Annotated in this window: 25 protein-coding genes; 15 read left to right on the top strand and 10 right to left on the bottom strand. The window is 62.0% G+C overall.

The annotated features are described in order from the left end of the window. Positions 1-125: 125 nt before the first annotated feature. Positions 126-1,232, top strand: a complete 1,107-nt coding sequence (locus tag RBH26_RS04020) for a hypothetical protein (protein ID WP_306756720.1) — start codon at positions 126-128, stop codon at positions 1,230-1,232. On the opposite strand, the gene RBH26_RS04015 is transcribed toward RBH26_RS04020, so the two are convergent. The 4 genes from RBH26_RS04015 to RBH26_RS04000 all read right to left on the bottom strand — a co-directional run bounded on the left by RBH26_RS04015 (position 1,229) and on the right by RBH26_RS04000 (position 6,245). Beyond that, complete coding sequence (locus RBH26_RS04015; RefSeq protein ID WP_306756719.1) at positions 1,229-2,140, bottom strand: dihydrodipicolinate synthase family protein; 912 nt, start codon at positions 2,138-2,140, stop codon at positions 1,229-1,231. The genes RBH26_RS04020 and RBH26_RS04015 overlap by 4 nt on opposite strands. Before the next feature lie 119 nt (positions 2,141-2,259). Next, positions 2,260-2,934: a helix-turn-helix domain-containing protein gene (locus RBH26_RS04010; protein WP_306756718.1), complete on the bottom strand. Its 675-nt coding sequence runs from the start codon at positions 2,932-2,934 to the stop codon at positions 2,260-2,262. Between the two features lie 422 nt (positions 2,935-3,356). Then, positions 3,357-4,571, bottom strand: a complete 1,215-nt coding sequence (locus RBH26_RS04005; RefSeq protein ID WP_306756717.1) for an orc1/cdc6 family replication initiation protein — start codon at positions 4,569-4,571, stop codon at positions 3,357-3,359. A 402-nt stretch (positions 4,572-4,973) separates the two neighbouring features. After that, positions 4,974-6,245, bottom strand: coding sequence for an HAD family hydrolase (locus RBH26_RS04000; protein WP_306756716.1), 1,272 nt, complete (start codon positions 6,243-6,245; stop codon positions 4,974-4,976). Between the two features lie 125 nt (positions 6,246-6,370). Here RBH26_RS04000 and RBH26_RS03995 point away from each other — a divergent pair, with 125 nt between their 5' ends. The 4 genes from RBH26_RS03995 to RBH26_RS03980 all read left to right on the top strand — a co-directional run bounded on the left by RBH26_RS03995 (position 6,371) and on the right by RBH26_RS03980 (position 9,606). Beyond that, a complete protein-coding gene (locus RBH26_RS03995; protein WP_306756714.1) occupies positions 6,371-7,468 on the top strand; it encodes a glucose 1-dehydrogenase in 1,098 nt (365 codons plus the stop codon). Continuing rightward, positions 7,465-8,115, top strand: coding sequence for a transcriptional regulator GfcR (gene gfcR, locus RBH26_RS03990; protein ID WP_306756712.1), 651 nt, complete (start codon positions 7,465-7,467; stop codon positions 8,113-8,115). Before RBH26_RS03995 ends, gfcR begins: the two co-directional genes overlap by 4 nt. A gap of 281 nt (positions 8,116-8,396) precedes the next feature. Next, positions 8,397-8,648 carry a hypothetical protein gene (locus RBH26_RS03985; protein WP_306756711.1) on the top strand — a complete coding sequence of 84 codons (252 nt, stop codon included), beginning with the start codon at positions 8,397-8,399 and terminating at the stop codon, positions 8,646-8,648. Between the two features lie 400 nt (positions 8,649-9,048). Further along, positions 9,049-9,606, top strand: a complete 558-nt coding sequence (locus RBH26_RS03980; RefSeq protein WP_306756708.1) for a DUF4399 domain-containing protein — start codon at positions 9,049-9,051, stop codon at positions 9,604-9,606. Positions 9,607-9,685: 79 nt separating this feature from the next. Here the strand turns inward: RBH26_RS03980 and RBH26_RS03975 are convergent, their stop codons facing one another. After that, entirely contained in the window at positions 9,686-10,648 is a 963-nt protein-coding gene (locus RBH26_RS03975) for a transcription initiation factor IIB (protein ID WP_006108914.1), read from the bottom strand. Between the two features lie 162 nt (positions 10,649-10,810). Between RBH26_RS03975 and rnhA the strand changes: the two genes are divergently transcribed. Together rnhA and RBH26_RS03965 are read left to right on the top strand one after the other, a co-directional pair. After that, positions 10,811-11,404, top strand: a complete 594-nt coding sequence (gene rnhA, locus RBH26_RS03970; RefSeq protein WP_306756700.1) for a ribonuclease HI — start codon at positions 10,811-10,813, stop codon at positions 11,402-11,404. A gap of 153 nt (positions 11,405-11,557) precedes the next feature. Then, the gene (locus RBH26_RS03965) at positions 11,558-12,205 is read left to right on the top strand and encodes a rnhA operon protein (protein ID WP_306756699.1); all 648 of its coding nucleotides are present in this window, start codon (positions 11,558-11,560) and stop codon (positions 12,203-12,205) included. A 54-nt stretch (positions 12,206-12,259) separates the two neighbouring features. Here the strand turns inward: RBH26_RS03965 and RBH26_RS03960 are convergent, their stop codons facing one another. After that, the gene (locus RBH26_RS03960) at positions 12,260-12,619 is read right to left on the bottom strand and encodes a PadR family transcriptional regulator (RefSeq protein ID WP_306756698.1); all 360 of its coding nucleotides are present in this window, start codon (positions 12,617-12,619) and stop codon (positions 12,260-12,262) included. 205 nt (positions 12,620-12,824) lie between these two features. On the opposite strand from RBH26_RS03960, the gene RBH26_RS03955 reads away from it, so the two are divergent. The 3 genes from RBH26_RS03955 (at position 12,825) to RBH26_RS03945 (ending at position 15,196) form a co-directional block, all read left to right on the top strand. Beyond that, the gene (locus tag RBH26_RS03955; protein WP_306756697.1) at positions 12,825-13,358 is read left to right on the top strand and encodes an inorganic diphosphatase; all 534 of its coding nucleotides are present in this window, start codon (positions 12,825-12,827) and stop codon (positions 13,356-13,358) included. Positions 13,359-13,518: 160 nt separating this feature from the next. After that, entirely contained in the window at positions 13,519-13,653 is a 135-nt protein-coding gene (locus RBH26_RS03950) for a hypothetical protein (protein WP_306756694.1), read from the top strand. A gap of 199 nt (positions 13,654-13,852) precedes the next feature. Beyond that, positions 13,853-15,196, top strand: coding sequence for an alkaline phosphatase family protein (locus RBH26_RS03945; RefSeq protein ID WP_306756691.1), 1,344 nt, complete (start codon positions 13,853-13,855; stop codon positions 15,194-15,196). Between the two features lie 104 nt (positions 15,197-15,300). Here the strand turns inward: RBH26_RS03945 and RBH26_RS03940 are convergent, their stop codons facing one another. Then, complete coding sequence (locus RBH26_RS03940; protein ID WP_306756690.1) at positions 15,301-17,469, bottom strand: ATP-binding protein; 2,169 nt, start codon at positions 17,467-17,469, stop codon at positions 15,301-15,303. 117 nt (positions 17,470-17,586) lie between these two features. On the opposite strand from RBH26_RS03940, the gene RBH26_RS03935 reads away from it, so the two are divergent. The 3 genes from RBH26_RS03935 to bluB all read left to right on the top strand — a co-directional run bounded on the left by RBH26_RS03935 (position 17,587) and on the right by bluB (position 19,768). Beyond that, complete coding sequence (locus tag RBH26_RS03935; protein WP_306756689.1) at positions 17,587-18,000, top strand: DUF371 domain-containing protein; 414 nt, start codon at positions 17,587-17,589, stop codon at positions 17,998-18,000. 149 nt (positions 18,001-18,149) lie between these two features. Beyond that, a complete protein-coding gene (nth, locus tag RBH26_RS03930) occupies positions 18,150-18,980 on the top strand; it encodes an endonuclease III (protein ID WP_306756688.1) in 831 nt (276 codons plus the stop codon). 113 nt (positions 18,981-19,093) lie between these two features. Further along, entirely contained in the window at positions 19,094-19,768 is a 675-nt protein-coding gene (bluB, locus tag RBH26_RS03925; protein WP_306756686.1) for a 5,6-dimethylbenzimidazole synthase, read from the top strand. Between the two features lie 323 nt (positions 19,769-20,091). Here bluB and RBH26_RS03920 read toward each other — a convergent pair whose 3' ends face one another. Next, on the bottom strand, positions 20,092-22,026 hold the full coding sequence (locus RBH26_RS03920; RefSeq protein WP_306756685.1) for a beta-CASP ribonuclease aCPSF1: 1,935 nt from the start codon (positions 22,024-22,026) through the stop codon (positions 20,092-20,094). A 335-nt stretch (positions 22,027-22,361) separates the two neighbouring features. Here RBH26_RS03920 and RBH26_RS03915 point away from each other — a divergent pair, with 335 nt between their 5' ends. After that, the gene (locus RBH26_RS03915; RefSeq protein WP_306756684.1) at positions 22,362-22,844 is read left to right on the top strand and encodes a hypothetical protein; all 483 of its coding nucleotides are present in this window, start codon (positions 22,362-22,364) and stop codon (positions 22,842-22,844) included. Here the strand turns inward: RBH26_RS03915 and RBH26_RS03910 are convergent, their stop codons facing one another. Then, complete coding sequence (locus RBH26_RS03910) at positions 22,845-23,453, bottom strand: hypothetical protein (protein ID WP_306756683.1); 609 nt, start codon at positions 23,451-23,453, stop codon at positions 22,845-22,847. Between the two features lie 136 nt (positions 23,454-23,589). Between RBH26_RS03910 and nucS the strand changes: the two genes are divergently transcribed. Beyond that, the gene (nucS, locus tag RBH26_RS03905; protein ID WP_306756682.1) at positions 23,590-24,378 is read left to right on the top strand and encodes an endonuclease NucS; all 789 of its coding nucleotides are present in this window, start codon (positions 23,590-23,592) and stop codon (positions 24,376-24,378) included. 104 nt (positions 24,379-24,482) lie between these two features. On the opposite strand, the gene RBH26_RS03900 is transcribed toward nucS, so the two are convergent. Then, complete coding sequence (locus RBH26_RS03900) at positions 24,483-24,944, bottom strand: YbhB/YbcL family Raf kinase inhibitor-like protein (RefSeq protein WP_306756680.1); 462 nt, start codon at positions 24,942-24,944, stop codon at positions 24,483-24,485. Between the last annotated feature and the right edge of the window lie 70 nt (positions 24,945-25,014).

Here is a 25,014-nt window from a genome sequence, read left to right as displayed (position 1 = left end):
TCCTGTTTTGTGGAGACGATTCAGGTCTCTCTTCCTTCCAATCACATCTTTGTTGAATATGTCTTCGAGATACAAATATCGGAAATACGAAAGTACTATCAATAGTTACTGTCTCTCATACGACAATGAACGGAGAGCGTTCACGACGGGATTTCGTTCGAGACGGAGCTGCAGGACTTGCCACGCTCGGTGCTGTCGGACTGGCCGGCTGTACGGGTAGCCTCCCGGTTATCGGTGACGACGATGGCGCGGCCCTCGAGCAGTGGCTCGTCGATCCCTCTCTCGGCGATATCCTCGAGACGGATTCTGACGACGAGATCGACGACATCGAGCGACGCGATCGGTCGTTCGTCTACATCGCTCCCGAGGCGTTTGTCGACAACGAGGAAGCGACGGATCCCTACGGCGGGCACGGCGCGCTCAGTATCGAGAGTGAGTCGCGTAGCAGGGCCGGCGTCACGGCGACGGAAATCGATTGGCAACTTACACAGACAGTCGAGTACAACGGCGAAAACACGACTGGAACGGCAATAGACGTCACGATCCTCTCTGGATCGTTCGACCCCGACGACGTCGAGGAGAGTCTCGAACAGTGGGTCGACGACGAGTACGGCGATGACGACGATCAGGAGCTCTCGAGTGAGGGCGAGTACGAGTCGTTCGACTGCTACGAGATCGACGGACTCGGGGTAGCTGTTCGTGACAACTCCGTTATTGAGGCGACCGGTGGCAGCCTCGTCGATCCGGTCGCAGCCCTCGAAGCGACGATCGACGCCCGCGTAGACGGGGACGACCGCTGGACCGATGACGACGCCGAGGCGTTACTCGACCCGCTCGAGTCGGGTGCCACCGTGAGCGGGAACGTGTCCGAGCCGCGGACGATCGAGAACGCGTTCGAAAGCCAGTACGGTCACCGATACGACTCGATCGACGAACTGCCTGAAGCACAGCGTGAGCAGTTCGAAGAGCAGTTCGATACAGAGCACGATGACTGGGAGACCGGACTCATGGGAGAAGCATCATCGCGGGAGATCGACGGCGAGACGACCGACATCGTCGATGTACTGCTGTACGACAGCGAGGGGAACGCCGACGCGGAGGCGCTTCGTGACCACGTCGAAGCCAATCGCGACGTCGGCGACGAGTGGGCGACCCTCGAGGACTACTCGGTCAGCGACGAGGGACGTGCGCTCGTCCTCACCGGTACCGTTCGGACGCGATCGCTTTATTAGAGCACCTCGAGTTCCGTGAGTCGATCGCGCATCGCCGCCGTCGACTCGTCGTCTTTCAGCCGGAGCGGGCTGCGAAGCGGGCCAGCATCGAACTCGCGCATGCGAAGCGCGGTCTTGACGCCGGACATGTAGGCACCACCGGTTTTGAACGCGTCGCGGACGTCGAAGACGCGACTCTGGAGCGTTCGAGCGCGGTCCTCGTCGCCGTCGTCGTAGGCCTCGTAGACGTCGACGACCAGTTCCGGAAAGACGTTCGCGACGGCGCTGACCAGCCCTGAACAGCCGATCTCGAGGCCCGTAAACAGAAGCGAGTCCGATCCCGCGAGGAAGGTCAGTTCGGGGTGGGCGTCGGTCGCCTGGGCGAGCCACGGGACGTCCTTGCTCGAGTCCTTGACGCCGGCGATCCCGTCGACCGCGGCAAGATCGGCAAGCGTCTCGAGGGAGAGTTCGTTGCCGGTCTTGCTGGGAATGTGATAGACGTACACTGGGAGGGAGACGGCCTCGGCGACCCGCCGGTAGTGGGTGAGCGCGGCCTCGTGATCGATCGGATAGTAGTAGGGCGTCACGACGACGATGCCGTCGGCGCCGGCGGCCGCGGCGTGTTCGGCGTGGGTAACGGTCTCGTAGGTACTCGGCGCGCCCACGCCGGCGATGACGGGGACCTCGCCGCCGACCTCGTCGACGACAGCCTCGACGACGCCCTCGCGTTCCCCACCCGTTAGCAGTGGGAACTCGCCGTTGGTCCCCAGCGGAAAGACGCCGTGGACGCCCCGGTCGACGACGAAGCGGGCGTGTTCGGCCGTCGTCTCGTAGTCGACCGACTCGTCGTCGTGAAACGCGGTGACCGTCGGCGGAACGACACCCCGGAGGTCGAGTGGATCGTCGGTGCCGGGATCGTGGTATGCCATACCCCCTGTACTGGAGCAGGCATGAATAAAGGGCAGCCGTCAGCTGCACGTACACGGTCAAAAATGGACATCGGATCCGTCGGGGACCGTCTATCGCCGGCCGGCGGTCGGCTCGATCGCTACTCGGTCGCGAGTTCGCCAGTCGGTTCGTCTAACTGCTCGCTTGCGAGCACGCGGTTGGCCCGACGCAGTCGCTCCGACAGCGCCTGATGGGAGATGTCGAGTTCGTTTGCCAGCTCCTCGAGCGAGATTTCGCGGGGGACGTCGTAGTACCCCTGGCGGTAGGCCTCGGCGATCGCCTCCTGTTGGGGTTCGGTCAGTGCCGCCGTCGTCTCGAGGTCTTCGTCCTGTCCGGCCTCGACCATCCGCCGGACGTCGATACGCGCACCACAGTCCTCGATGGCCGAGACAGCATCGGAAAGCCCCTCGCGCTGGGGGAAGAGCAACCGAAGGGTCCACTGGTCGTCGGCGACCTGCGCGTCGAGTAGCGTACCGCCGTTGGTGTAAACTGCGCGACAGACCGAGCCGACGTCCTCGGCGTACTGGAGCCGGTAGAACCACTCGTCGTCGCTGTTCTCGAGGAGCCGTTGATAGTCGGCGACGGTCGAATCCGCCTCGAGTGTGTGTTCGATCTCCTCCCGGTCGACGTTACAGAACCAGACGAGAGGCATCGTTCGAGCCGGCCCTTCGGCGACGACGCTCTCGACACGGACTTCGAGGTTCGGCAGTTGCTGAAACGTCTCTGCGAGTGCGAACTCGTCGGTCGACAGCGTGAGCTCCGCGATCGTCGTCATCGGTCGATCACCCCGTCGAAACCGCTCGAGTCCGGTTGGCGAACAATGCCGCTGGTCTGTACGTCGTTGGACACGAATCGTCTCATAATTACCTCGCCGATCCACGCGCTGGGGTGGCGAGAGCGCCTTCGTGCCACGGTGACGTCGTATTCGTCCGCGCCACTCCCGCTCGGATCGTGCTACAATACGCTAGCGCCCGCGCCCGGTTGATGCACAGGCTTTGGTCTTCCAGCCGTTTAAAATAGCGTTTGGCGACCGGTGACGGCCAGTCCGTCTCATACGGACTGCTACTGCTGTCCCGTCGATCGCCAGGGCGGTGCTATCCGGTCGGCTATGGTAGCTCCTAAAACGATTCACACACCGATCGCAACAGCTGTCTGTCATCGAGTGTGAATTGACGTTCAGGAGCTACTATAGCTGTTTTAGAGGTCTTTAAGTGTTGTCTGTACCGATTGATGCACGCCCACCTGTTCGATTGTGTCGTTAAGTGCGTCCAACACTGCCGGCGGTTCTTGATCTAATGCGACTACTTTGTATTGCCCGCCTGTGCTGCCTTCGTTCCGTTTTTCGATATTAACGAGACCGAGCATTTCCATCTCGTCAAGGTGGTCGTGCATCCAGCGGCTAGTTAGTGCATCCCGGGCAGCTCGTTCACAAAATCCTTCATAGCGCCTGTAGAGATCGCGTGATCGGACTGGACCAGAGTTCGCGGAGTTGAACGATGCCAACGCGTATAGGAGGATTTGTTCGTGCTCGTTGAGTCCGAGAATCCCTCGAGTGACTTCTTCGCGCTGTAGGAGGCCACGACCGCGCCGAACATGATCTTCAGTTACCTGGTCAGCATCCTCTTCGTGTGCGAGATCACCGGCTTTCAGCAGGAGATCGAGTGCTTTGCGTGCGTCACCAGACTCTTGAGCGCCGAATGCGGCACACAACTGGATCACTCCACTATCCAAGACATCCTCTTGGAAAGCAATTTCTTTCCGTTGGTGCAGGACCTTTTCGAGTTCATTGGCAGTGTAGGCGGGGAAATTGATGCTGCGTTCGCATAGGGACGATCGGACTTTGGGGGAGAGGGTGTCGCGATAGTTGAGGTCGTTGCTGATGCCGACAACGCTTACACGCGCGTTTTCGATGTTGTCGTTTTCGCGTGCTCGAGAGAGTTGATACAGGAGAGAGTCGTCTTGTAGGTGGTCGATCTCGTCGAGAACGAGAATGATGAGTCCGCCAAGGTCGTCGAACGTGTCCCACATGAGGTCGTACACTTTGCTTCTTGGGTGGCCAGTCTCGCTGATTTTGTCGCTGCTGAAGGTGTTCACGAGTTCGACGCCGACGCGATAGGATGTGTCGATGCCATCGCAGTTGATGACTTTGGATGTGATTGTGACGTTGTGTTGTTCGCTAGCCGTTTCGAGACGGTCCAGGAGGAATTTAGTTGCGGCGGTTTTGCCGACGCCGGTTTTCCCGTATAAAAAGATGTTGTCGGGTTGACTTTGGTTGATTGCTGGCTGTAGTGCGCCGTGGTATTCCTCGAGTTCGGCGTCGCGACCGACCATTTCCTCGGGTGTGTAGTCGTCCAGGAGCGCGTTGCGGTTTCTGAAGGGGTAGTTTCCAGGTGTGAAGTCGAATTTCCCCATTTCTTACTACCGGTGTGCGTAGGTACCTTCTTAGAACTTACGACCACCCGTTCAAGTGATTCAACTGAGTACGCTCCTTTATACGTAGACGTGACACCCTGAGACCCCGTCGTTCGAGTGAGTTCCACCGAATTCCTAGGAGAAGGTTCTGTGTTACTCTATATAAAAGAAAAAGCTTAACACAATAGAATAGAAAACATAACTGTACTAAAGTCAAATATAAGAGTAGAGATATTTATTATGTAGCTAGAGTTGAGCGTTCGCAGGGACGGGCCACGTTTTTCGCTGACTCACTCGAACGACGGGGTGTCTGTAGTTATAAAGGAGACCACTCACTTGAACGGGTGGTCGCTGTTTGTGACGTTGCCAGTGAAGAAGCGAGGGGTGTCTACGCGAACCCCTTCAGTCGAGTCGAGCCAACCGATTCATCGCATAGACCGTTCGTAACACGTCGACGCTCTTCCCGCGGTCGAAGACGAGTTCGTCCGTCTCGAGAACGTGTTCCAAGGTGTCCTGGGAGGCGTGTTCGGGCGCGGCGGCGATTCCCACGTCGTTTTCGTCGGCCCACTCCATGACGCGGAGATCGCTCTTGGAGTCGCCCATCACGAGCGCGAACGGGTCGTCGACGCCCAGCACGTCCAGTGCCCGCTCGACGCCGACGACTTTGTTCAACTCGAGGCTACCGATCTCGGCCGCATCGGCCTCGTAGTAGGCGACGTCGATCCGCTCTAAGATCGTTGTCAGCTCCGTGGGGACCATATCGGCTGTCAGGTTCGGATACGCGCCCTCGCTCTCGAGGACGGCCCTGATCTCGGGGTCCTGATCGGCGTAGAACGCGCGCGTCCAGTCTTCGACTGTCTCGCCCTCGAGTTCGATGCTCCCGTTGTCGCTGTCCGCCTCGAGCGCCGAGCCGACGGCATCGGCGAGCAGATCGATCAGGTAGACCAGCGCGGCGTCGATGGTCTCTCTGGCCTTCGTCGAGCCGGTCTCGTAGTTGGGCTTCATCGTGACGTTGAACTCGTTGCCCTGCAGGTGACAGCCACGCCGGAGTTTCTCGGGTGCCTCGGGGAGCACTCGCGACCGGACTTCGTCGAAGACGTCCCTGATCTCGGCGTCGAGTTCCTCGTAGAGTAGCTGTTTCGTGTCTGCGCCGTGGCCCGGCGTAAACACGCCTGTCCCGGCTTCGTAAACGATCGAGAGGTCTCCGGAGTGGACGATCTCGCTGCCGAGGCCCTGGATCGCAAACCCCTTGACGTTCTCTAAGGTCTGGCCGGTACAGATCACGATCGGAACGCCCGCCTCGTGAAACTCCGTCAGAACGTGTAGCGTATCGCGGGGGATCTCGTTGTCGGTGCCGCCGGCCGAGCGCAGCGTTTCGTCGACGTCGAGGACGAGGACGTTCACCGCCCGTCCGTACTTGGCCTCGAGATCCAGCGCGGTAAACGCCTGATCGCGGTCGGCCCGCGCGGCGATCTCCGCGAACGTCTCGCCGGCCGCGAAATCCGACCGGATCTCGTCTTTCCGGTGCTCGAGTTCCTCGTTTGCGCTCTGCCAGTGTTCTAAGGCGACGCGGGAGTCGACAGCCGGGAAGACGTCGACGAACGCCTGGTACTCCCGTAACTGTTCGGTGTCGTACTCGTCGTAGAGCCGGTAGATGAGATCGTATCGCTCCATGTCAGCTACAGGTGGCGGCAGCGGGATAATCGTTTCCGCTACCGAACATCTCGGCCTCGAGCATGTTCTGATCTTTTACTCGAATAGGAATAAATACTTATCAGCCGAGCACGTACCGTGGTACCATGAAAGCCATCGCAGTCGAGCCCGGTGCGGGCAGCCCCGAACTCGTCGAGTTGCCCGTTCCCGAACCGGCCGCGGGCGAGGCCCTCGTCCGAACCCTTCGAGTGGGCGTCGACGGAACCGATTACGAGGTCATCGACGGCTGTCACGGCGGTGTTCCCGACGGCGACGACCGGCTCGTTCTCGGCCACGAGGCCGTCGGCGTCGTCGAGGATCCCAACGGAACCGACCTCGAGCGCGGCCAGTACGTCGTCCCGACGGTCCGGCGACCGCCGTCTGGCACCGAGACCAACGCCTACTTCGAGCGCGGCGAACCAGACATGGCTCCCGAGGGCGAGTACGTCGAACGCGGTATCGTCGGCGCTCACGGGTTCATGGCGGAGTACTTTACGAGCCCTGCCGACGCTCTCGTTCCCGTTCCGGACGCCCTCGCACACGTCGGCTTCCTCGTCGAACCGATCAGTATCACCGAGAAGGCACTCGAGCACGCGGCGGCGACACGGTCGGCGTTCGACTGGCAGCCCGAGTCCGCGCTCGTCCTCGGAAACGGCTCGCTTGGGCTGTTGACCGCGGCGATGTTCGAGACGACGCTCGGCTACGACCGCGTCTACTGTCTGGGTCGGCGCGACCGTCCCGATCCATCGATCGCGGTCCTCGACGAGCTCGGCGTCACCTACGTCGACTCTCGAGAGACGCCGGTGTCGGAGATCCCCGAGACCTACGAGCCGATGGACGTCGTCTACGAGGCCACGGGCTATGCGAAACACGCCTTCGAGTCGATCGACGCGCTCGCACCCAACGGCGTCGCCGCGTTGCTCGGCGTCCCCGGCGACTGGTCGTTCGAGGTCGACGGTGGTCGTCTCCACCGGGAACTGGTCTTGCACAACAAGGCGTTAGTCGGCAGCGTTAACTCGAACCGCGAGCACTTCGCAGCCGCGACCGATACGCTCTCACAGCTGCCTTCGTGGCTCTTCGAGGAGGTCGTGACCGGTATCTACGGACTCGAGGAGTTCGAGCGAGCGTTCCCGGCGGCGACGACGGCCGATTCGGCCGCCGACGACACGCCTATAAAAACAGCGGTCGAATTCGAAAGTATATGAAAAACGTCGACGACCTGATCGAGAGCGCAGCCGAACTCGCCGATCGCGGGCTCTCGAAAGGCGAGATTGCGGACGAACTGAACGTCTCCCGGGAGACGGCGAGTTGGCTGGTCGAACGAAGTGGCGCGACGACCCAGCCCAACGGCCGACAACAGGAGCCAGGGGCTAGCCCGGGCGGCCCACAGGATATCCACGTCGACTGGTCGGCGATCGGCCGGGACAGCAAACGGATGAGCGCGATCGCAGAAGCGATGGCCGATATGCTCGTCAAACACGGCGAAGACATCGATCTGACGATCGGTATCGAAAAAGCCGGCGGCCCCATCGCGACGCTTGTCGCGCGCGAACTCGAGACCGATCTGTCGACGTACACGCCCGCAAAACACCAGTGGGAGGAAGGCGATATCGAGGAACTGGGTGGAACGTTCAGCCGGAACTTCGCGGGTATCCGCGACCGACCGTGTTACATCGTCGACGACACGATCACCAGCGGCACCACGATGCGCGAGACCATCGAGGCGATCCGTGCGGAAGGCGGTGAGCCACTGGCCTGTGTCGTCATCGCGGACAAACAGGGGCTCGAGGAGATCGACGGCGTCCCGGTCTACTCGCTGTTGCAGGTCATCAGCGTCGGTAAAGACGAGTAACCGGTCTCCGCGAGACGCCGTGTCTACCGATCGAGTCGCGATTTCACGGCTGCGTCGAGTAACTATCTGTTTCCCGATGAGGGGCGACCCCGTCGCTGCCGTGGGTTCCGACGAAACGGTCGCGTCGAGACACCGATCAGTGATCCGTAATTACGGCTCTGTATCGGCCACAACTGTCGTCCACCGATGAATTCGCTATAACAGATGCTTTGATTCCACCGTCGTGATACTAGGCTCCGAATTCTCTTTTCCGTCACTCACTCGTCCACAAACGAGGTACAATGACGAATCCACTCACACGCAGACGGCTGATCGCGCTGAGCGGGGCGGTCGGTCTCACGGCACTGGCAGGTTGTAACGACGAGGAAGACGACGACATCGAAGAGGAGGAAGACGACGACCCCGCAGAGCCCGAAGACGACGACGAAGAAGTGCCCGAAGAGGACGACGACGAAGAGGAGAACGGTATCGAAGACGACGAGGATGACGACGATGAGGATGCGGACGACGAGGAAGACGAAAACGACGAATAACACCGTTCGAGAGGCGCGTTCGTACAGCACTCGAGCGAGTGTTTTTTCTCTCGAGGAGGCGCTGCGTCGCAGTGATACGCTCCTCACCGACGAATGTGTGGGCGCGTAGCGAACGCAGGGCATGGGCTTTTCGCCGCGAGGCCGCCAGCTAGAGTCGCCACTGAACCGATGCTCACACCGATTGCAACGCCGTCTTGCGGTCGGCTGCAGTGACCACAAGTGGCGACTATCGAACGAACATCCGCTGACTCGCCAGCGAGCAGCCACCGAGACGGACCGTCGTGAGTCAGTTTCGGTACAGCCGAAGACGGTTGCAGGTGTGGCGGTACATCGGTACGGCAGACCGTACGACGTCGCTGCGTTCGAAGCGATCACCGAATCACCACAGTCCCACTCTACTATGACACGGACACCGACACGACGAACGTATCTCACCGCGAGCGCGATGGCAGGAGTCGCTGCACTCGCGGGCTGTAGCGGCCTCGTCGAGGACTACGACGAGGACGAGGAACCGGACGGAGACGGCGGCGACGACGAGGCCGTCGACGACGTCGACCACGAACAGCCTGACGGAGACGTCGAGTTCGTCACACCCGAAGACGGCGACGAGGTCTCGAGTCCCGTCGAGATCGAACTAGACGCCGAGGATTTCGAACTCCAGCCGGCCGAGGACGACGAGGTCCCCGAAGATGGGGCCGGCCATCATCACGTCCTCGTCGACGAAGACTGCGTCGAGCCGGGGTACGTGATCCCCCACGACGACGGCTACCATCACCTCGAGGACGGCGACGAGGAGATCGAACTCGACCTCGAGCCGGGTGAGTACGACCTCTGTGCCCAGGCCGGCGACGCCCAGCACAACGCCTACGATATGACCGACGAGATCACCATCGAGGTCGCCGACGACGGAGACGAAAACGACGGCGACGATGGCAACGCTGGCGACGATGAGGCGTAACACCGTTACGCAACCCTGCTCGACGGTGCCATCGCTGGCTCGTTGCGACGATAAAAAGACGAATCGATGAACGGACGACTTAGCCGTGGATCCCCATCGCTTCGATCTGTTCCTGGTACCGATTCCGGATCGTCACTTCGGTCACCTGCGCGACGTCGGCGACCTCGCGTTGGGTCTTTTTCTCGTTACAGAGCAGCGACGCGGCGTAGATCGCGGCCGCGGCGTAGCCGGTCGGGGACTTCCCCGAGAGCAGTCCTTCCTCGGCGGTCTTCTCGATGATCTCGTTGGCCTTGGTCTGGACCTCTTCGGAGAGTTCGAGTTCGGAACAGAAGCGCGGGACGTATTTTTTCGGGTCGACGGGACGCATCTCGAGGCCGAGTTCCTGCGAGATATACCGATACGTGCGACCGATCTCTTTGCGTTCGACGCGTGAGACTTCCGAAATTTCCTCTAGGCTGCGTGGAATGCCTTCCTTTCGACAGGCGGCATACAGCGCGGAGGTCGCGACGCCCTCGATCGAGCGGCCGCGAATGAGGTCTTCTTTGAGTGCGCGTCGATAGATCACGGAGGCGACCTCGCGGACTGACCGCGGAACACCCAGTGCGGAGGCCATCCGATCGATCTCGCTGAGCGCGAACTGAAGATTACGCTCTCCGGCGTCTTTGGTGCGGATGCGCTCTTGCCACTTGCGCAGTCGATGCATCTGACTGCGCTTTTTCGAGGAGATAGAGCGACCGTAGGCGTCTTTGTCCTTCCAGTCGATCGTCGTCGTCAGCCCCTTGTCGTGCATCGTCTGGGTCGTCGGCGCACCGACGCGGGACTTCTCCTGTCGTTCCTGGTGGTTGAACGCCCGCCACTCTGGGCCGGGGTCGATCTTTTCTTCCTCCACGACGAGCCCACAGTCTTCACAGATGAGCTCACCCCGGTCGGAATCCTTTACGAGATTGTCCGATTCACACTCGGGGCAGGCACGTACCCCTTCTTGATCCTCGGTCTCGTCCGTCTCACGCGTTCGCTCCCGCTGGCGGGTGGACCGTGTCATCGCACTTTTATAGTAGTATCACCACAGTATATAAGTGTTTGGTAACTGTTTCACGCTGCTGAACCTAACTCCCCGAAATCGGCAGATACAGCGTTTCTCGGGCCGAGTTTACGATTTGGAACCGGAAAGCCTTTATCCCAGTCGAGTCGATAGCAGCGACGAATGCCGGTTATCGAGTGTGACGTCGAGGCGGCTCGAGAACGACTCGAGGAGGCAGGTGTGTCGGTCGAGTCCGGTAACACGGACCACGAACGCTGGCGTGCGAGCCGTCGGTCAGCGACGGCTGTCGCCTACGACGACAAGGTCGTGATCCAGGGATCGAACCCACAGGATATCGAAGCCCTGTTGCGGGAAGACGGCGGCCGCGCACACGTCTACTTCGACGGCGGGTCGCGTGGGAACCCCGGGCCGGCCGCGATCGGCTGGGTGATCGTCACCGGCGACGGCATCGTCGCCGAAAACGGCGAGACGATCGGGACGGCGACCAACAATCAGGCCGAGTACGAAGCGCTGATCGCGGGGCTTGAGGCTGCTCGCGACTACGGCTACGACGAAGTTCACGTACGCGGTGACTCCGAACTGATCGTCAAACAGGTCCGCGGGGAGTACGACACCAACAACCCCGAACTCCGGGCAAAGCGCGTCACCGTCCACGAACTGCTCTCGAACTTCGACGAGTGGACCCTCGAGTACGTCCCCCGAGAGGTCAACGACCGTGCGGACGGGCTCGTCAACGAGGCGTTAGACGAGGCCTGATACGGACTGCTGTAACTGTTTACCGCCGGTCGCCAGAACGGAGTCGGCGATCGGCGGTCAGTGACTACAGTAGACCGTATAAGACACCGTGGGACGACAGCAGACGGAAGCGAGACCAGCAAGGGAAAAGCCCTCGAGTGCGTACGCAGGTGTATGACCGAATCGAACGAATCGCTCGAGGACGCCGACCAGGAGTTCGACGCATCCGAGGCGACGACGGAAGCGTCCGAGACGGGGGAGCTCCCTACCGAGGTCATCGACGAGGCCGAACGACTGACCCGATTGGCTCGACGGACGCCGGACGAGAACGAGGCCGATGCCTACGTCCAACGGCGAGCGACGCTTCTCGAGGAGTACAAGTTCACCGCGCGGATCCGTGACGACGACGGCGACGACACGCTCGTTCTCTATCCTGCGGAGTGGCGCGACGCCGACGAGGGCGTCATCCGTACGGATCGAATCGAGGACACCTCTCGGGCGGTCGAGATTCCGCTCGAGGGAACGGGCGATCCCGACGACTGGGACGACGTCGACGACCACAACCGTGAACTCGTCGATCGGGTTCGAGAACGCCACGGCGACGTCCACGGCGACAACGCCGCCGTACTGGCAGATTTCGTCGGAAACCACTACGCGAAACGGATCGAAGAGCTGACGGCCGCGGAGCTACGGGAGTTTCGGACCGAGTACTTCGTTAGAAACGCGTGGCCGTCGGCCGCTCAGCGAGCGGCTATCGACGACTCGATCGAATTCGTCTACGAGACGGCCGGAAAACCGGTTCCTGACCGACAGGACCGGTAACGCGACTGCAACCGCAACTGGTGGTTCTGGTGGGTTTGCGGCTGTGGCTGTCGGTTAGTAGCTGTCGTCGACGATCTCGCTGATCTCGTCGGCGCGCTCGTCGTCGGTGACGATCTTCGAGAGCGACCACTGGATGCCGTCGAGGACGGCCTCGTAGCCGTCGTCGGTCAGCGAGTACTGGTTGGTTCGCTTGTCGAGTTCGCTCTTTTCGACTAAGCCGAGTTCGACGAGCTCGTCGAGGTTCGGGTAGAGGCGTCCGTGGTTTACTTCCGTTCCGTAGTAGTCCTCGAGTTCACGCTTGATCGCCAGGCCGTACATCGGCTCTTTGGCGAGGATCGTGAGGATGTTGGTCTGAAACGCCGTAAGTTCGCGCGCAATACTCTGTTCGCCGGTGATTGATTGTGCCTCTGACATACTTGTGCAAATGTCACCAGACTATTTAAGACTTGTCAACTATTCCCTGCGATCGGCCGATCAACTCGTCGTCGATCGGTTGCGACGTCGCCGGACACTGGTGGTTTCGCCCGGAGTTCATCGTTGGGTATCTGGTAACCGTCATGTGGAAGATGACAGTCGATTACGAAAGTACTTTTTGATCCACCGTTGCAGTTCCGGGTACATGGTCAATCTCTGGGAAGACCTCGAGACCGGACCGAACCCGCCAGAAGAGATCTACGCCGTCGTCGAGTGTCTCAAAGGCGAGCGAAACAAATACGAGTACGACAAGGACGTTCCCGGCGTCGTCCTCGATCGCGTGCTCCACAGCAACGTTCACTATCCGAGCGACTACGGCTTCATCCCGCAGTCCTACTACGACGACGAGGACCCCTTCGACGTCCTCGTGCTCGTCGAAGACCAGACGTTCCCCGGCTGTGTCATCGAGGCTCGTCCCGTCGCTCTGATGAAGATGGACGACGACGGCGAGCAAGACGATAAGGTCATCGCGGTGCCGTCCGAGGACCCGCGGTACGATCACATCGAAGACCTCGACGACATCCCACAGCAGCAACTCGACGAGATCGACGAGTTCTTCGCGACGTACAAGAACTTAGAGGAAGGCAAGGAAGTCGAAACCCTGGGCTGGGAGGACAAGCAGGCCGCATACGACGCGATCGAACACGCCCAGGACCTCTACGAAGAGAACTTCGAGTAATTCATCCGTTCGTTCGTTTTTTAGGGTGCGCCGCCGTCGAACGCGTTCGTTCTGTCCTCACAGTCACCACCGGATACACCGGAGTTATCGACACCCGTTTCGCTCATGCATTATGAGCATGGGTAATTTTAACCCGTCTGCCGACCAACGATGAGTTGTCATGGCAGCATCCAACCGACCCACCCGAACGCCGACCGACGAGGACGACTGTACCGATGCCGGCGTCGGTATGAACCACCTGACGGTCGTCCCGACGAACTTCGACGCTGCCGAAAACGACGACTCCGACGAGTAGTCCCGTTTTTGTCGCCCGAAGGCGGCAGATATCGCTGTCGTCGCGCTCGCACCCGTTCTATCGCCCGTCGCTCGAGGCACGTCACGCTCGTCGTGTCGACGCCGTTGGACAGTCCGCGTATTCGTGAACGTGTCCCAGATATTCTCAATATAGTGTCCCGAAACGAACCTTCTTGTATACGGTTGAACTACCCACGGCCATGGGTCTGTTCGATCGATTGCGGGGCGACGACACCCCCCGCGTCGCATTTATTGGGGTCGACGGCGTGCCGTACAGTCTCTTATCGGAAAACGAAGACCTGTTTCCTAACTTCGCAGCGCTCGCCGAGGACGGAACCGCGGGCGAAATCTCGAGTATCGTTCCGCCCGAATCCAGCGCCTGCTGGCCGGCACTGACGACCGGTGTGAACCCCGGTGAAACGGGCGTCTACGGCTTCCAGGACCGGGAGGTCGGAACCTACGACACCTACGTCCCGATGGGCCAGGAAGTCCAGGCCGACCGCGTCTGGGACCGCGTCCAGGAGGATGGCCGACGAGCGACCGTGATGAACGTTCCCGTTACCTTCCCCCCACAGCGGAACGTCCAGCGAATGGTCTCGGGCTTTCTTTCGCCGGACCTTGAGAAGGCCGCCTACCCCGACGACGTTCGTGACTATCTCGAGTCGATCGACTACCGGATCGACGTCAATCCGAAACTCGGTCACCAGGAGGACAAAGCCGAGTTCATCGAGGACGCCCACGCGACCCTCGACGCCCGCTTCGAGGCGTTCAAACGGTACATCGAGGAGGACGACTGGGAGCTGTTTTTCGGCGTCTTCATGACGACCGACCGGGTCAACCACTTCCTGTTCAAGGATTACGAACGCGACGGCGAGTACAAAGACGAATTCGTCGAATTCTATCGAAAGGTCGACGACTACATCGGTCGTCTCCGAGAGACACTTCCCGAAGACGTTACCCTGATCGTCGCCTCCGACCACGGCTTTACCAGCCTGGACTACGAAGTCCACTTCAACGAGTGGCTTCGGGAGGAGGGGTGGCTCTCCTTCCGAACCGACGACCCCGAGGAACTGGGCGACATCGCCGACGACACGCGGGCATACTCGTTCATTCCTGGTCGGTTCTACATCAATCTCGAGGGCCGCGAACCGCGTGGCTCGGTCCCCGAGGAAGAGTACGATGCGGTCCGCGACGAACTCAAGGCCGAACTCGAGGCACTCGAGGGGCCGGACGGCAACGAGGTCGTCGACCGCGTCGTCGAGAAGGAGGCCGCGTTCCGCGGCGATCACGACGACATCGCGCCGGATCTGGTCGCGATCCCGAACAAGGGCTTCGACCTCAAATCCGGCTTCAAAGCGGATTCCGACGTCTTCACGTCCGGCCCGCGAAACGGAATGCACAGCTTCGACGACACCGCGTTGTTCATCGACCATCCCGACGCGACGATCGGCGACGCCGACCTCTTCGATATCACGCCGACGATCCTCGATCTGCTGGACGTCGAGTACAGCCGCGGCGAGTTCGACGGTGCGAGTCTGGTCTAGGGGACTCGAAGACGGCGACCGACGCATTCGGGCTGCTGTCGGTCGGTGCTGGCACACCCGTGACCGTCCCAGGATGGGCCGGGTAATCGGTACAGGGCTCCGTCTCAGTGACGGCGTTCCGTCTCGACTGACGGCGGTCGATCGTCGGTCGCTGCCGGGAGCGTAAAGGAAAACGTCGCCCCGGAACCGGGTTCGGAGTCGACCCAGATTTCGCCGCCGTGGCGTTCGACGATTCGTTCACAGACGGCGAGGCCGATCCCAGTCCCCACGTACTCGTCGTCACCGGGTAACCCCTCGAAGATCTCGAAGATCAGTTCCTGATCGTCCGGATCGATACCGATTCCCGCGTCGGTTACCGAGACCGTCCACTCCGTCCCGTTTCGTTCGGCGGAGACGTGTACTCGCGGTGGCTCGTCACCGCTGTACCGGATCGCGTTCGACAACAGATTCTGGAACACCTGTCGTAACTGTCCGCTGTCTCCCTCGACACGTGGCAGCGTATCGACAGTGATCTCGGCGTCGCTTTCCTCGATACGCATCCGGAGATCCTCACGAGCGCCCTCGAGGACGGCCTCGAGATCGACGGGCTCGAACGGTTCGCCGCCCGTTTCGACGCGTGCGTACTGGAGTAACCCGTCGACCATCGAACGCATACGATCGGCGCCGTCGACGGCGAATTCGAGGAACTCCTCGCCCTCCTCGTCGAGTTCGTCGCCGTAGCGGCGCTCGATCAGTTGCAGATAGGTCGACACCATTCGCAGCGGCTCCTGCAGGTCGTGGCTGGCGGCGTAGGCGAACTGCTCTAACCGCTCGTTCGATTCTTCGAGACGGACGTTGGACTCCTCGAGGTCGTCGATCAACGTCTCGAGTTCGTCCCGGTACTGGCGGCGCTCGATCGCTTCGGCCAGGACGTTGGCGACGCTTTTGACGAACGTGACGTCATCTTCGGTAAACGTCCGCCGTTCGGTGTCGTGGATGCCCAGGATCCCCCATGGCTCGTCGAACGGTCCGATGACGGTGCTGACCCCGCTGTGGACGTCGTGATCCCGCAACAGCTGGGGACCACTGAACCGCGTTTCGCTCTCGAGATCCTCGACGACGACCGGACGGTCGGCCTCGAGGGTGTACGCGGCCTGGGAGTTCGCTTCGACGGCCGACACCGTCGCCTCACCGACGAGGCCGTCGTTCCAGCCGACGCCCTGACGAAGCAGAAGCGCCTCGCTCTCCGTGTCGAGGTCGAGCACTTTGCAGTAGTCGGTGTCGAGGACGGCGGCCACCTTTCGGCTCGCTTCGCGCATGAGTTCGTCGAGGTCGTCGGTCTCGAGTGCGAACTGACCGAGGTCGGCCACGACCCGTTGCTGGTGGGCTCGCTTCTCGAGTGTTCGCTCTCGCGTTTTGCGTTCGGAGATGTCGCGTCCGATGCCGGCGAGCACTGACTCGCCCGCGGGGGTCTCGAGTTTCGACGCGGCGAACTCGTAAGGGATCCGCTCACCGTCGCTGGTGAGCAGGTTCGCCTCGAGCTGTACGCTTCCGGTTTCGAACCCCTCTGCAACCGCCGCCGTGACCCGTTCGCTGTCGTCTGGTGTGAAAAACTCCGCGGCGGTCATCGACGAAATGTCCGCGTTGTCGTAGCCGGTAGCCGCTTCGAGGCTCTCGTTCCACCGGACCAGCGTGCCGTCTGCTTCGAGAACGTAGAAGACGTCGTGGATCGAATCCAACACTTCGTCGGTGTACTCCCTGTAGCGCTCGAGACGCTCGTTCGAGCCCTCGAGCTGGATGTTCGTCTCTTCGAGTCGCTGGACCGTCTCCTCGAGTTTCGCCTGCGTCTTCTCGAGTTCTCGATTGCGTTGCTCGAGCTCTCGGGTTCGGGTTTTAGCTCGTCCATCGTGGGAACCCACGGCAAAGCCTGCGAGCGTACCGAGTGCGGTCAGGATCGACGACGTCGTTTCCGGCGTGGTGATCCCTCCGGCAGGCTGGAGGTGATAGAGCACGAGTATACTCGCTATCGCTCCGAAACCTCCGAGACACCAGCGGAACACGGTCGGGTAGAACTCGGGATCGATGTCGGACCGGGAGAGCCACTGGCTTCCGTAACTGAGCCCGAACCCGGGGATCACGATGAGCAGTGTGACGATGACGACGTTTCCCAACGGCGTTCCCTGCCGGAGCTGTACGAGCGCTAAGCCGACGGCGAGGGCGATGTACAGTCCGCCGAGGACGCCGATTGCACGCCTCGCACCGGTTGGGGAGCGAAGACGGTTTCGGGCGACCACTGTACACTCCCATTCGAGGTCACGGTAATGGGCGTTGTGCTACATGGTCGATTTCCGACGGATCGGCCGATCGACGGACTTCGAGGCCGTTTTCTGGCAGGCAACGAACCGCCGGACATGGAAGAGATCATCCACGCTCGAGGCCACGAGAACGTCTCCGCCGAGCACTCGAGTACGTTCGAGGTGACGACCGACGACTATCTCACGCCCGCCGGTGACTGCATTCTCGCGGTCGAGGCCGATCGTGCGCCGGCTGACTTCGATCCCGCGTTCGTCGACGCGTGTCAGGATCGGGACGCGACGATCACCGTCGAAATCGAGGCCGACGGCCACCGAGATTCGGTGACCGGACGGGGCGATCCCGACCTCGAGTTCACGAACGAGCGCAGCGCGGTGGGTCGGACCAGCGACTATATCGACGATCGGACGATCGTAAACGACGCCGAGTTCGCCGCGGCGGGATTCGACCGCGATCTCGTCGCCGCGCTGGCCGACGGCGCCGAGGCGACGGTGACGATCCGCGTGGAGTGATACGGATCGTTGTAACGGTGTCTCGCCGGTCGCCAGATACGGGTCGGCGATCGGCGGTGATTGAGTAACGATCCGTACGATATCGTCGATCGCGTACCCGTTTGCCGATATTCCGTCGTCGTTTTGTCCTGCTGGTTCGAAGATATCGTATGAGCGACGATCAGGAGCCAGCGGTCAACATCAGCGGCGGCGTCGAGGGTGGTGGCGTCGCAGCCGAGTTCGATCCAGCGACCGCCGATACCCGCGCGGAGGAGGTCGTCGATCGACTGGGCGAACTGTACTGGGAGAAGACCTACGGCGGCCAGGACGCCTTCACCTGTCTCGTCCGTACTATCCTGAGCCAGAACACGAGCGACAAGGCCAGCCAGCCGGCCCACGACGCGCTGATCGAGCGCTACAACGACGACGACGTCGACCTGGCCGAGTCGCTCGCCGACGCCGACCGGTCGACGCTCGCCGAGACGATCAGCTCCGCCGGACTCTACAACCAGAAGTCCGAGATCATCATCGACACCGCGGAGTGGGTCAAAGCGGAGTTTGGCTCCGTCACGGAGTTCGACGCGTTCGTCAAGGACGCCGACCCGGAGACGGTCCGCGAGACGCTTCTCGAGGTACGAGGCGTTGGGCCGAAGACTGCCGACTGTGTGTTGCTGTTTGCGGGCGGTCGCGGTGGCGTCTTCCCCGTCGACACACACGTCCATCGGATCTATCGCCGCATGGGGATCGCCCCGTCGGCGGCCGACCACGAGGCGGTCAGGGCCGTCCTCGAGCGCGACGTTCCCGCCGCGAAGTGTGGGTTCGGTCACACGGCGACGATCCAGTTCGGCCGCGAATACTGCAGCGCGCGCAAGCCGGCCTGTCTCGAGGATCCGGAAGCCTGTCCGATGGCGGACGTCTGCGAGCAGGTCGGCGTCTATCCCGAGACCGGCGAGGTCGTCGATCCGGCCGACACACCGGACGGGGACGAAACGGCCGACTGAGTCGAGTGAGTTCTCGACCAGTCCGCGATATCACTCGATCGAATTCACCGATCCCGATTTGGGATGGCCTCCGACCAGCGGATTTATGAAATATAGGTTGAACGTGGTAAACGATGGTTTCATTCACGGACGCCGAGCGGGATGCGGTCTACAAGACCATCTACGCTCGCCGTGATATCCGACGGTTTCGCGACGACCCGATCCCCGAGGACGTCCTCGAGCGCCTCCTCGAGGCCGCCCACCACGCGCCCAGCGTCGGCTTCTCACAGCCGTGGGATCTCGTGGTCGTCCGCGACGACGAGACGAAAGCCGAAATCGCCGAAATCGCCGACAGAGCGATCGCTGCCGCCCGAGAAGCCTACGAGGAACCGCGCCGGAGTGAGTTCGCCGACCTGAAACTCGAGGGGATTCGCGAGTCGCCGGTCAACATCTGTGTCACCTGTGACCCGACGCGAGGTGCCCCCCACGTCCTCGGCCGAAGTTCGATGAAACGAACCGACGTCTACTCGACGTGTCTTGCGGTTCAGAACCTCTGGCTGGCCGCTCGAGCGGAGGGGATCGGTGTCGGCTGGGTGAGCGTCCTCTACCCCTACGAGCTTCAGGAAGTACTCGACGTTCCACCACACGTCAAGCCGATCGCTTACCTCTGTCTGGGCTATCCCGAGGGTGGGTTTCCGGACGAACCGGTCCTCCAGCAGGAGGGGTGGCGCGACCGTCTCGACGTCGAGACGCTCGTCCACGAGGAACGCTGGGAGGGCGAGGCGGCCACGGATAACGAGACCGAGTAGAAGCGCTCCATCGATTGATACGGGCCGCTGTCCGTCAATGCCGGCGCGACCGCAAGACGGGTCGCGGTCACGTCGGGAACTCGTCTCGAGTATGTCCCGAAACAGCTCTTCTGAGCCCTTCCCATCGCCGTGTTCGAGTATCGACGTCTCTGCGCCGTTCGGCTCCGCTCTTGCCGCCAGGCGACCAGCGGTCGCGTCGGGTCGGGGGTCGGCGACACTGATGAATAGCGTTTCGTATCACGGACGGGACAGAACGGGACCCGGCGTGGCGCGGATCCGCGAGCCGTAGTGGAAAACTGGCGAGCGCCGAAGCGTCGCGAAGCTTACAAGAAGCGGAAGGTCTCGAGGTTCTTCGGCGCGAAGGTCCGCATGTCGTACTCGTGATAGAGCGCGGAGGAGAGGTCCTGTGTGGAGCGTTCGTCGCCGTGGACACACAGTACCTTCTCGGGGCGCGGGTTCATCGTCTTCACGAAGTTCTCGAGGCCGGCGCGGTCGGCGTGGCCGGAGAAGCCGTCGACGGTCTCGACGTTGACGTTGAGATCGAGCGTGCCGCGGCCGTTGTTGCCGCCCATGGCGCCGACTTCGCTGGTCGGGATCTCGTCCCAGCCGTTCTGGATACGTCGGCCGAGGGTTCCCTGAGCCTGATAGCCGACGAAGACCAGCGACGAGTCTGGATCGGGACCGATGTGGCTGAGCCAGGACATGATCGGGCCGCCGGTCACCATACCGGACGTCGAGAGAATAATACAGGGACCACCGTCGGCGACCTCCTGGCGTTCCTCCTCGCCGCCGTCGATGTGGTTGAACTCCTCGGCGAGGAACGGGTTCTCGTCCTCGTGGAAGATCCGGTCGCGCAGTTCGTCACGCAGGTACTCGGGGTAGGTGGTATGAATCGCCGTCGCCTCCCAGATCATTCCGTCGAGGTGGACCGGCATCGACGGAATATCGCCTTCGCGCATCGCCTCCTCTAAGACGAGCATGATCTCCTGGGAGCGGCCGACCGCGAACGCCGGAATGAGGACTTTCCCGTCGCGCTCGTAGGTATCCTTGATCACCTGTTTTAGCTTGCGCTCTGAGTCCTCCTGGTCGGTCTGGTAGTCGTTACGGCCACCGTAGGTCGACTCGAGGACGAGCGTTTCGACGCGGGGGAAGTCGTTGACCGCGCCGTTGAACAGACGCGTGTCCTCGTAGTGGATGTCGCCGGAGAAGGCGACGTTGTAGAGGCCGTCGCCGATGTGGAAGTGGCTCACTGCGGAGCCCAGAATGTGCCCGGCGTTGTGGAACGTGAGCTTGACGTCGGGGGCGATATCCGTGACGTCGCCGTACTCGAGGGGGATGGTGTGTTTGATCGCTTCGCGGACCTGTTCGCTGTCGTAGGGTGGCGTCCGTCCCTCCTTGGCCGCGACGTCGAGGTAGTCGAGTGTCAGCAGCCCCATCAGGTCGCGGGTGGGCTCGGTACAGTAAATCGGCCCGTCGTACCCGTACTTGAACAACAGCGGGATGAGTGCGGAGTGGTCGAGGTGGGCGTGCGTGAGGACGACGGCGTCGATCGTCTGGGGACCGGCACCCAGCGCCTCGGGCGCGTGGAGATAGGGGACTTCGCCTTCGGCACCGGGCTTGTCGCCGCAGTCGATGAGGATCCGCGTTTCGGGCGTCGAGAGGATAAAGGAAGCCCGTCCGACCTCGCGACAGCAGCCAAGCGTGGAGATGCGGACGTACTCGTCGTCGGACATCTCCTCGCGGTGGATCTGTCGGCCGACTTTCTCCAAGATGTCACGACGCTCGTCGCGTTCCTGTTTGAGGAAGCTCCGGACGTTCGAGACCGTCGAGGACTCGATCGGTGGCGTCCGGACGACTTCCGGCGTCCAGCCGACGGTTTTGGTGATCTCACGGAGCGTCGAGCCGTGGCGGCCGATGACCATGCCGGGCTTTTCGGCCTCGATGACGACTTCGCCGGTGTCGGCGTGGAAATCAAGATCGGTGACACCCGCCTCTTCGGGGATGACGTTCATGATCTCCTCGCGGGCCTCGTCGGGCCGCGCGAGAACGCTCGGGTCGGGACGGACGGTGATCCGCTTGCGAAGCTTGCTCGCGAGTTGTCGTACGAGATCGCCCTGCTGGGCGAACTTCTTCGGATCTCGCGTGTAGACCACCACTTCTGGGCCTTCGTATTTCACCGAGGAGACCGAGATATCGCTCGGTAACTCGCTCGTGATCTCTGCTTTCAGATCGTCGAGTTGCTGCTCTACAGTACTCATAATCGCCGATTGTGGCTCGCGTGTACTCGCCGCCGGGGAGCGAACGTGTCTGAACGGTGTTCGGAGAGTCCGGACGGTGTCGATATCGGATCGACGGTCACCGGAACTCGAGTGTCCCGGAGATACCGTTTCGACTGGCCGTCCACGAAGAACGGCACAAGACGTCTCGTGTCCCGGATCATCCTGTGTGAAACCGTGTCGCGACGGATACGCTCCCAGGTCGGTCGTCCTGGTCTGCGGGAAGATTCCAGGGAGAACCCGCTTGTTCGACGCTATTCCTTGCGTAGTATAAAAGCCTTCGCAAAACCCAGGGCCGTTCGTCACGAACGGCGCGTATGCACCTGACACCGGAACGTGTCGCTGCCGAACGAGACTGGGTCAGCGACCGCGCCGAAACTGTCGTTCCGATCATCAACGACGTTCGTGACGACCTCGGTTCGATCTTCGAGACCGACGTCGACTGTGTCACCACCGACCAGTACAAGACGGAGGTCGACGCCGTCTTCGCGGACGGGGATCTGGCCGTCAACGTCGCTGCGCTGGTCGCGATCCTCCGAGAACTCGACGTCGATGGCGACTATCCCGGCTTCGTCGTCGACGAGATCCTCGGCCGGGAGCTGGCCGGAACGATCGCCGGAACACAGCCCCTGCGAACGCTCGGCGAGGCGACCTTTCACTACGCCGATCTGCAGGTCCACGGCGACGCCGACGAGAACGCGGGTGTCGACGATCTCGAGGCGGCGCTTGCGGCTGGCTTTCAGGAACGGCTCCCGGGCTGGAACTGGACCGAACGCGAGAGTCCCTTTACCGTCGAGTGATCAGTCGTCGTCTTCGTCGCCGCTGTCGTCTTCATCGTCGCTGTCGTCTTCATCGTCTCCGTCGTCGTCGTCGACGTCCTCGTCCGGCTCGGGTTCGGGTTCGGGTTCGGGTTCGGGTTCGGCCTCGGGCGGTGTTTCCTCTCCCGATTCCAATGCGGCCGCGTACTCCTCACCGGGGAGCAACGCGTTGACATCCCCGTCACGAAGCAGTTCGACCATCCGCTCGTCCGAGCCCGAAAGCAAGAACGCGCCCATCTCACCGATCGCGGCCTCGACGGTGAGATCGTCGATATCCGCGATCGTCGATTCGAACTCGATCGACCGCGACATGAACAGCTCGTTCTGTCGCTCCATGACCTCCGCTTGTGCTTCTTCCTGACTGACATCTCCTGCTTCGACGTCGGACATGACGTCCTGCTGGAGCTCCATCAGTTCCGCTTCGGGCGGCTGGACGGCCGCGGTGATACCTTCCTCCGGATCGATGTCCGGTTCCTCGTCGGCCTCGAGTTCACCGTTTCCATCGAGCAGTCCGGTACAGCCGGCGAGGGATGCGGTCGCTCCGGCTCCAGTAAGCTGTAGTACGCGGCGCCGGGTCGGATCGGACGTCATCGTGTCCCGACTTCGGAGATGCGGACGAATAAACCCTCGTCATCTCCGATACCAGTTGTCACACCGTTGTCGGGCTCGAAATCGCTCGTTCGTCGGTCCGGGGTCCTTTTATTCGACCGCTGGCTAGGACGGGTCAGTGACCTCCGGGACATCGCCATCGCAGTCCTCGCAGGTCGTCTCTCTCGAGCAGCCAACGCTTTCGGCCGCCTGCGAGGCCATCGCCGACGGGATCGAGCGCGAGGCGCTCGTGACTGTCTTCGGCCGCTGTACCGTCGACTACGAGGGGCGAGCCTCGAGTACGCTCGAGGCGGGTGACCGTCACGTCATGCTCAAACCCGACGGCGCGGCACTGGTTCATACCGACGAAGGCCAGCAGCCGGTCAACTGGCAGCCGCCGGGCTGTGAGCACGACGTCTTCTGTGAGGGCCCCGAGGCGACCGACGACGACGACGGGACCACAGACGTGGATGCCCTCGTCCTCGAGAGCGCTCGCTCGACGCCCGACGAGCGTCTCCGCGTTCGTTTCCAGCGCGTGCTCCAGGTCTCGGCGTTCTCGGGGACCGACGAGAACGACCTATCGCTGTCCGGGACCGAAGAAGACCTCCGCCGTCGGATCCTCGAGGAGCCGAGCTTGCTCGAGCCCGGCTTCACGCCGCTTGCGACCGAACGGGACACGCCCGCGGGAGCCGTCGACATCTACGGCGAGGACACCGCGGGACGGACGGTCGTCGTCGAGCTCAAGCGCCGCCGCGTCGGCCCGGACGCGGTCGGCCAGTTGCGCCGATACGTCGACGCCCTCGAACGTGACCTCCACGCCGGTGCCGACGTGCGCGGGATCCTCGTCGCACCCTCCGTGACTGACCGGGCCGATCGGCTCCTCGTCGAGCACGGCCTCGAGTTCGTCTCGCTCGAGCCGACGGCGTAGATCATACGGACTGCGGTACCGATGTCCCGCCGATCGCCAGGACGGGTCGGCGATCGGCGGTACGTGACTCCAGTAGACCGTATCAGTAGCCGGCGAGGCGCCGATCAGGCGGGATACGTCCCCTCGAGGGTCGCCTGCGCGACGGTGTGGCCTTCCATCGCGTCCCTGAGAGCGTCCGCGTCGGCGTTCGTGCCCGGATCGACCGTATTGTTCACCGCGAAGACCGTAAACCGGTAGGTGTGTTCCTTGTCCGGCGGGTTCGGACCGCCGTAGCCGGGCTCTCCGAAGTCGTTCGTTCCTTCTTCGGCGCCGACGTCGTCGGGGCTCCAGTCCTCGGAGATCGTCGTCTCGTCGGCCGGAACGTTCCAGACGACCCAGTGATCCCACACCTTGCCGGCGGGTTCGACCGCGTCGGGATCGTCCACGATCAGCGCCAGCGTCTCGGCGGCGTCGGGTACGCCGTCGATCTCGAGTGGCGGATTGACGTTGTCGGCCTCGTAGCCGTACCGGTCGGGAATCCGTTCTCCGTCGTCGAATTCGGGGCTCGTCATCGTCAGGTCTGTCATTCCTGTTACCTCCGTACCGTCGGCCTCGGACGGGACTCGCGATTGGAGCCGGACGGCGCCGAGCGAGCCG

The organism is Natronolimnohabitans sp. A-GB9, assembly GCF_030848565.1.
Classification (GTDB): domain Archaea; phylum Halobacteriota; class Halobacteria; order Halobacteriales; family Natrialbaceae; genus Natronolimnohabitans.
The sequence above is the reverse complement of the archived record's forward strand: the minus strand, read 5'-3'. Positions and strand labels throughout refer to the sequence as shown.

What these genes read in the sequence shown, in the direction of transcription:
- gfcR (WP_306756712.1), top strand. Translation starts at nt 7,465, where the DNA reads ATGAAAAACGTCGACGACCTGATCGAGAGCGCAGCCGAACTCGCCGAT.
- RBH26_RS03985 (WP_306756711.1), top strand. Translation starts at nt 8,397, where the DNA reads ATGACGAATCCACTCACACGCAGACGGCTGATCGCGCTGAGCGGGGCG.
- RBH26_RS03945 (WP_306756691.1), top strand. Translation starts at nt 13,853, where the DNA reads ATGGGTCTGTTCGATCGATTGCGGGGCGACGACACCCCCCGCGTCGCA.
- RBH26_RS03915 (WP_306756684.1), top strand. Translation starts at nt 22,362, where the DNA reads ATGCACCTGACACCGGAACGTGTCGCTGCCGAACGAGACTGGGTCAGC.
- RBH26_RS04000 (WP_306756716.1), bottom strand. Translation starts at nt 6,245, where the DNA reads ATGGAGCGATACGATCTCATCTACCGGCTCTACGACGAGTACGACACC.
- RBH26_RS03910 (WP_306756683.1), bottom strand. Translation starts at nt 23,453, where the DNA reads ATGACGTCCGATCCGACCCGGCGCCGCGTACTACAGCTTACTGGAGCC.
- RBH26_RS03980 (WP_306756708.1), top strand. Translation starts at nt 9,049, where the DNA reads ATGACACGGACACCGACACGACGAACGTATCTCACCGCGAGCGCGATG.
- RBH26_RS04020 (WP_306756720.1), top strand. Translation starts at nt 126, where the DNA reads ATGAACGGAGAGCGTTCACGACGGGATTTCGTTCGAGACGGAGCTGCA.
- RBH26_RS03965 (WP_306756699.1), top strand. Translation starts at nt 11,558, where the DNA reads ATGACCGAATCGAACGAATCGCTCGAGGACGCCGACCAGGAGTTCGAC.
- rnhA (WP_306756700.1), top strand. Translation starts at nt 10,811, where the DNA reads ATGCCGGTTATCGAGTGTGACGTCGAGGCGGCTCGAGAACGACTCGAG.
- RBH26_RS03960 (WP_306756698.1), bottom strand. Translation starts at nt 12,619, where the DNA reads ATGTCAGAGGCACAATCAATCACCGGCGAACAGAGTATTGCGCGCGAA.
- RBH26_RS03900 (WP_306756680.1), bottom strand. Translation starts at nt 24,944, where the DNA reads ATGACAGACCTGACGATGACGAGCCCCGAATTCGACGACGGAGAACGG.
- RBH26_RS03920 (WP_306756685.1), bottom strand. Translation starts at nt 22,026, where the DNA reads ATGAGTACTGTAGAGCAGCAACTCGACGATCTGAAAGCAGAGATCACG.
- RBH26_RS04015 (WP_306756719.1), bottom strand. Translation starts at nt 2,140, where the DNA reads ATGGCATACCACGATCCCGGCACCGACGATCCACTCGACCTCCGGGGT.
- RBH26_RS04005 (WP_306756717.1), bottom strand. Translation starts at nt 4,571, where the DNA reads ATGGGGAAATTCGACTTCACACCTGGAAACTACCCCTTCAGAAACCGC.
- RBH26_RS03950 (WP_306756694.1), top strand. Translation starts at nt 13,519, where the DNA reads ATGGCAGCATCCAACCGACCCACCCGAACGCCGACCGACGAGGACGAC.
- RBH26_RS03955 (WP_306756697.1), top strand. Translation starts at nt 12,825, where the DNA reads ATGGTCAATCTCTGGGAAGACCTCGAGACCGGACCGAACCCGCCAGAA.
- nth (WP_306756688.1), top strand. Translation starts at nt 18,150, where the DNA reads ATGAGCGACGATCAGGAGCCAGCGGTCAACATCAGCGGCGGCGTCGAG.
- RBH26_RS03995 (WP_306756714.1), top strand. Translation starts at nt 6,371, where the DNA reads ATGAAAGCCATCGCAGTCGAGCCCGGTGCGGGCAGCCCCGAACTCGTC.
- RBH26_RS04010 (WP_306756718.1), bottom strand. Translation starts at nt 2,934, where the DNA reads ATGACGACGATCGCGGAGCTCACGCTGTCGACCGACGAGTTCGCACTC.
- RBH26_RS03975 (WP_006108914.1), bottom strand. Translation starts at nt 10,648, where the DNA reads ATGACACGGTCCACCCGCCAGCGGGAGCGAACGCGTGAGACGGACGAG.
- RBH26_RS03935 (WP_306756689.1), top strand. Translation starts at nt 17,587, where the DNA reads ATGGAAGAGATCATCCACGCTCGAGGCCACGAGAACGTCTCCGCCGAG.
- bluB (WP_306756686.1), top strand. Translation starts at nt 19,094, where the DNA reads ATGGTTTCATTCACGGACGCCGAGCGGGATGCGGTCTACAAGACCATC.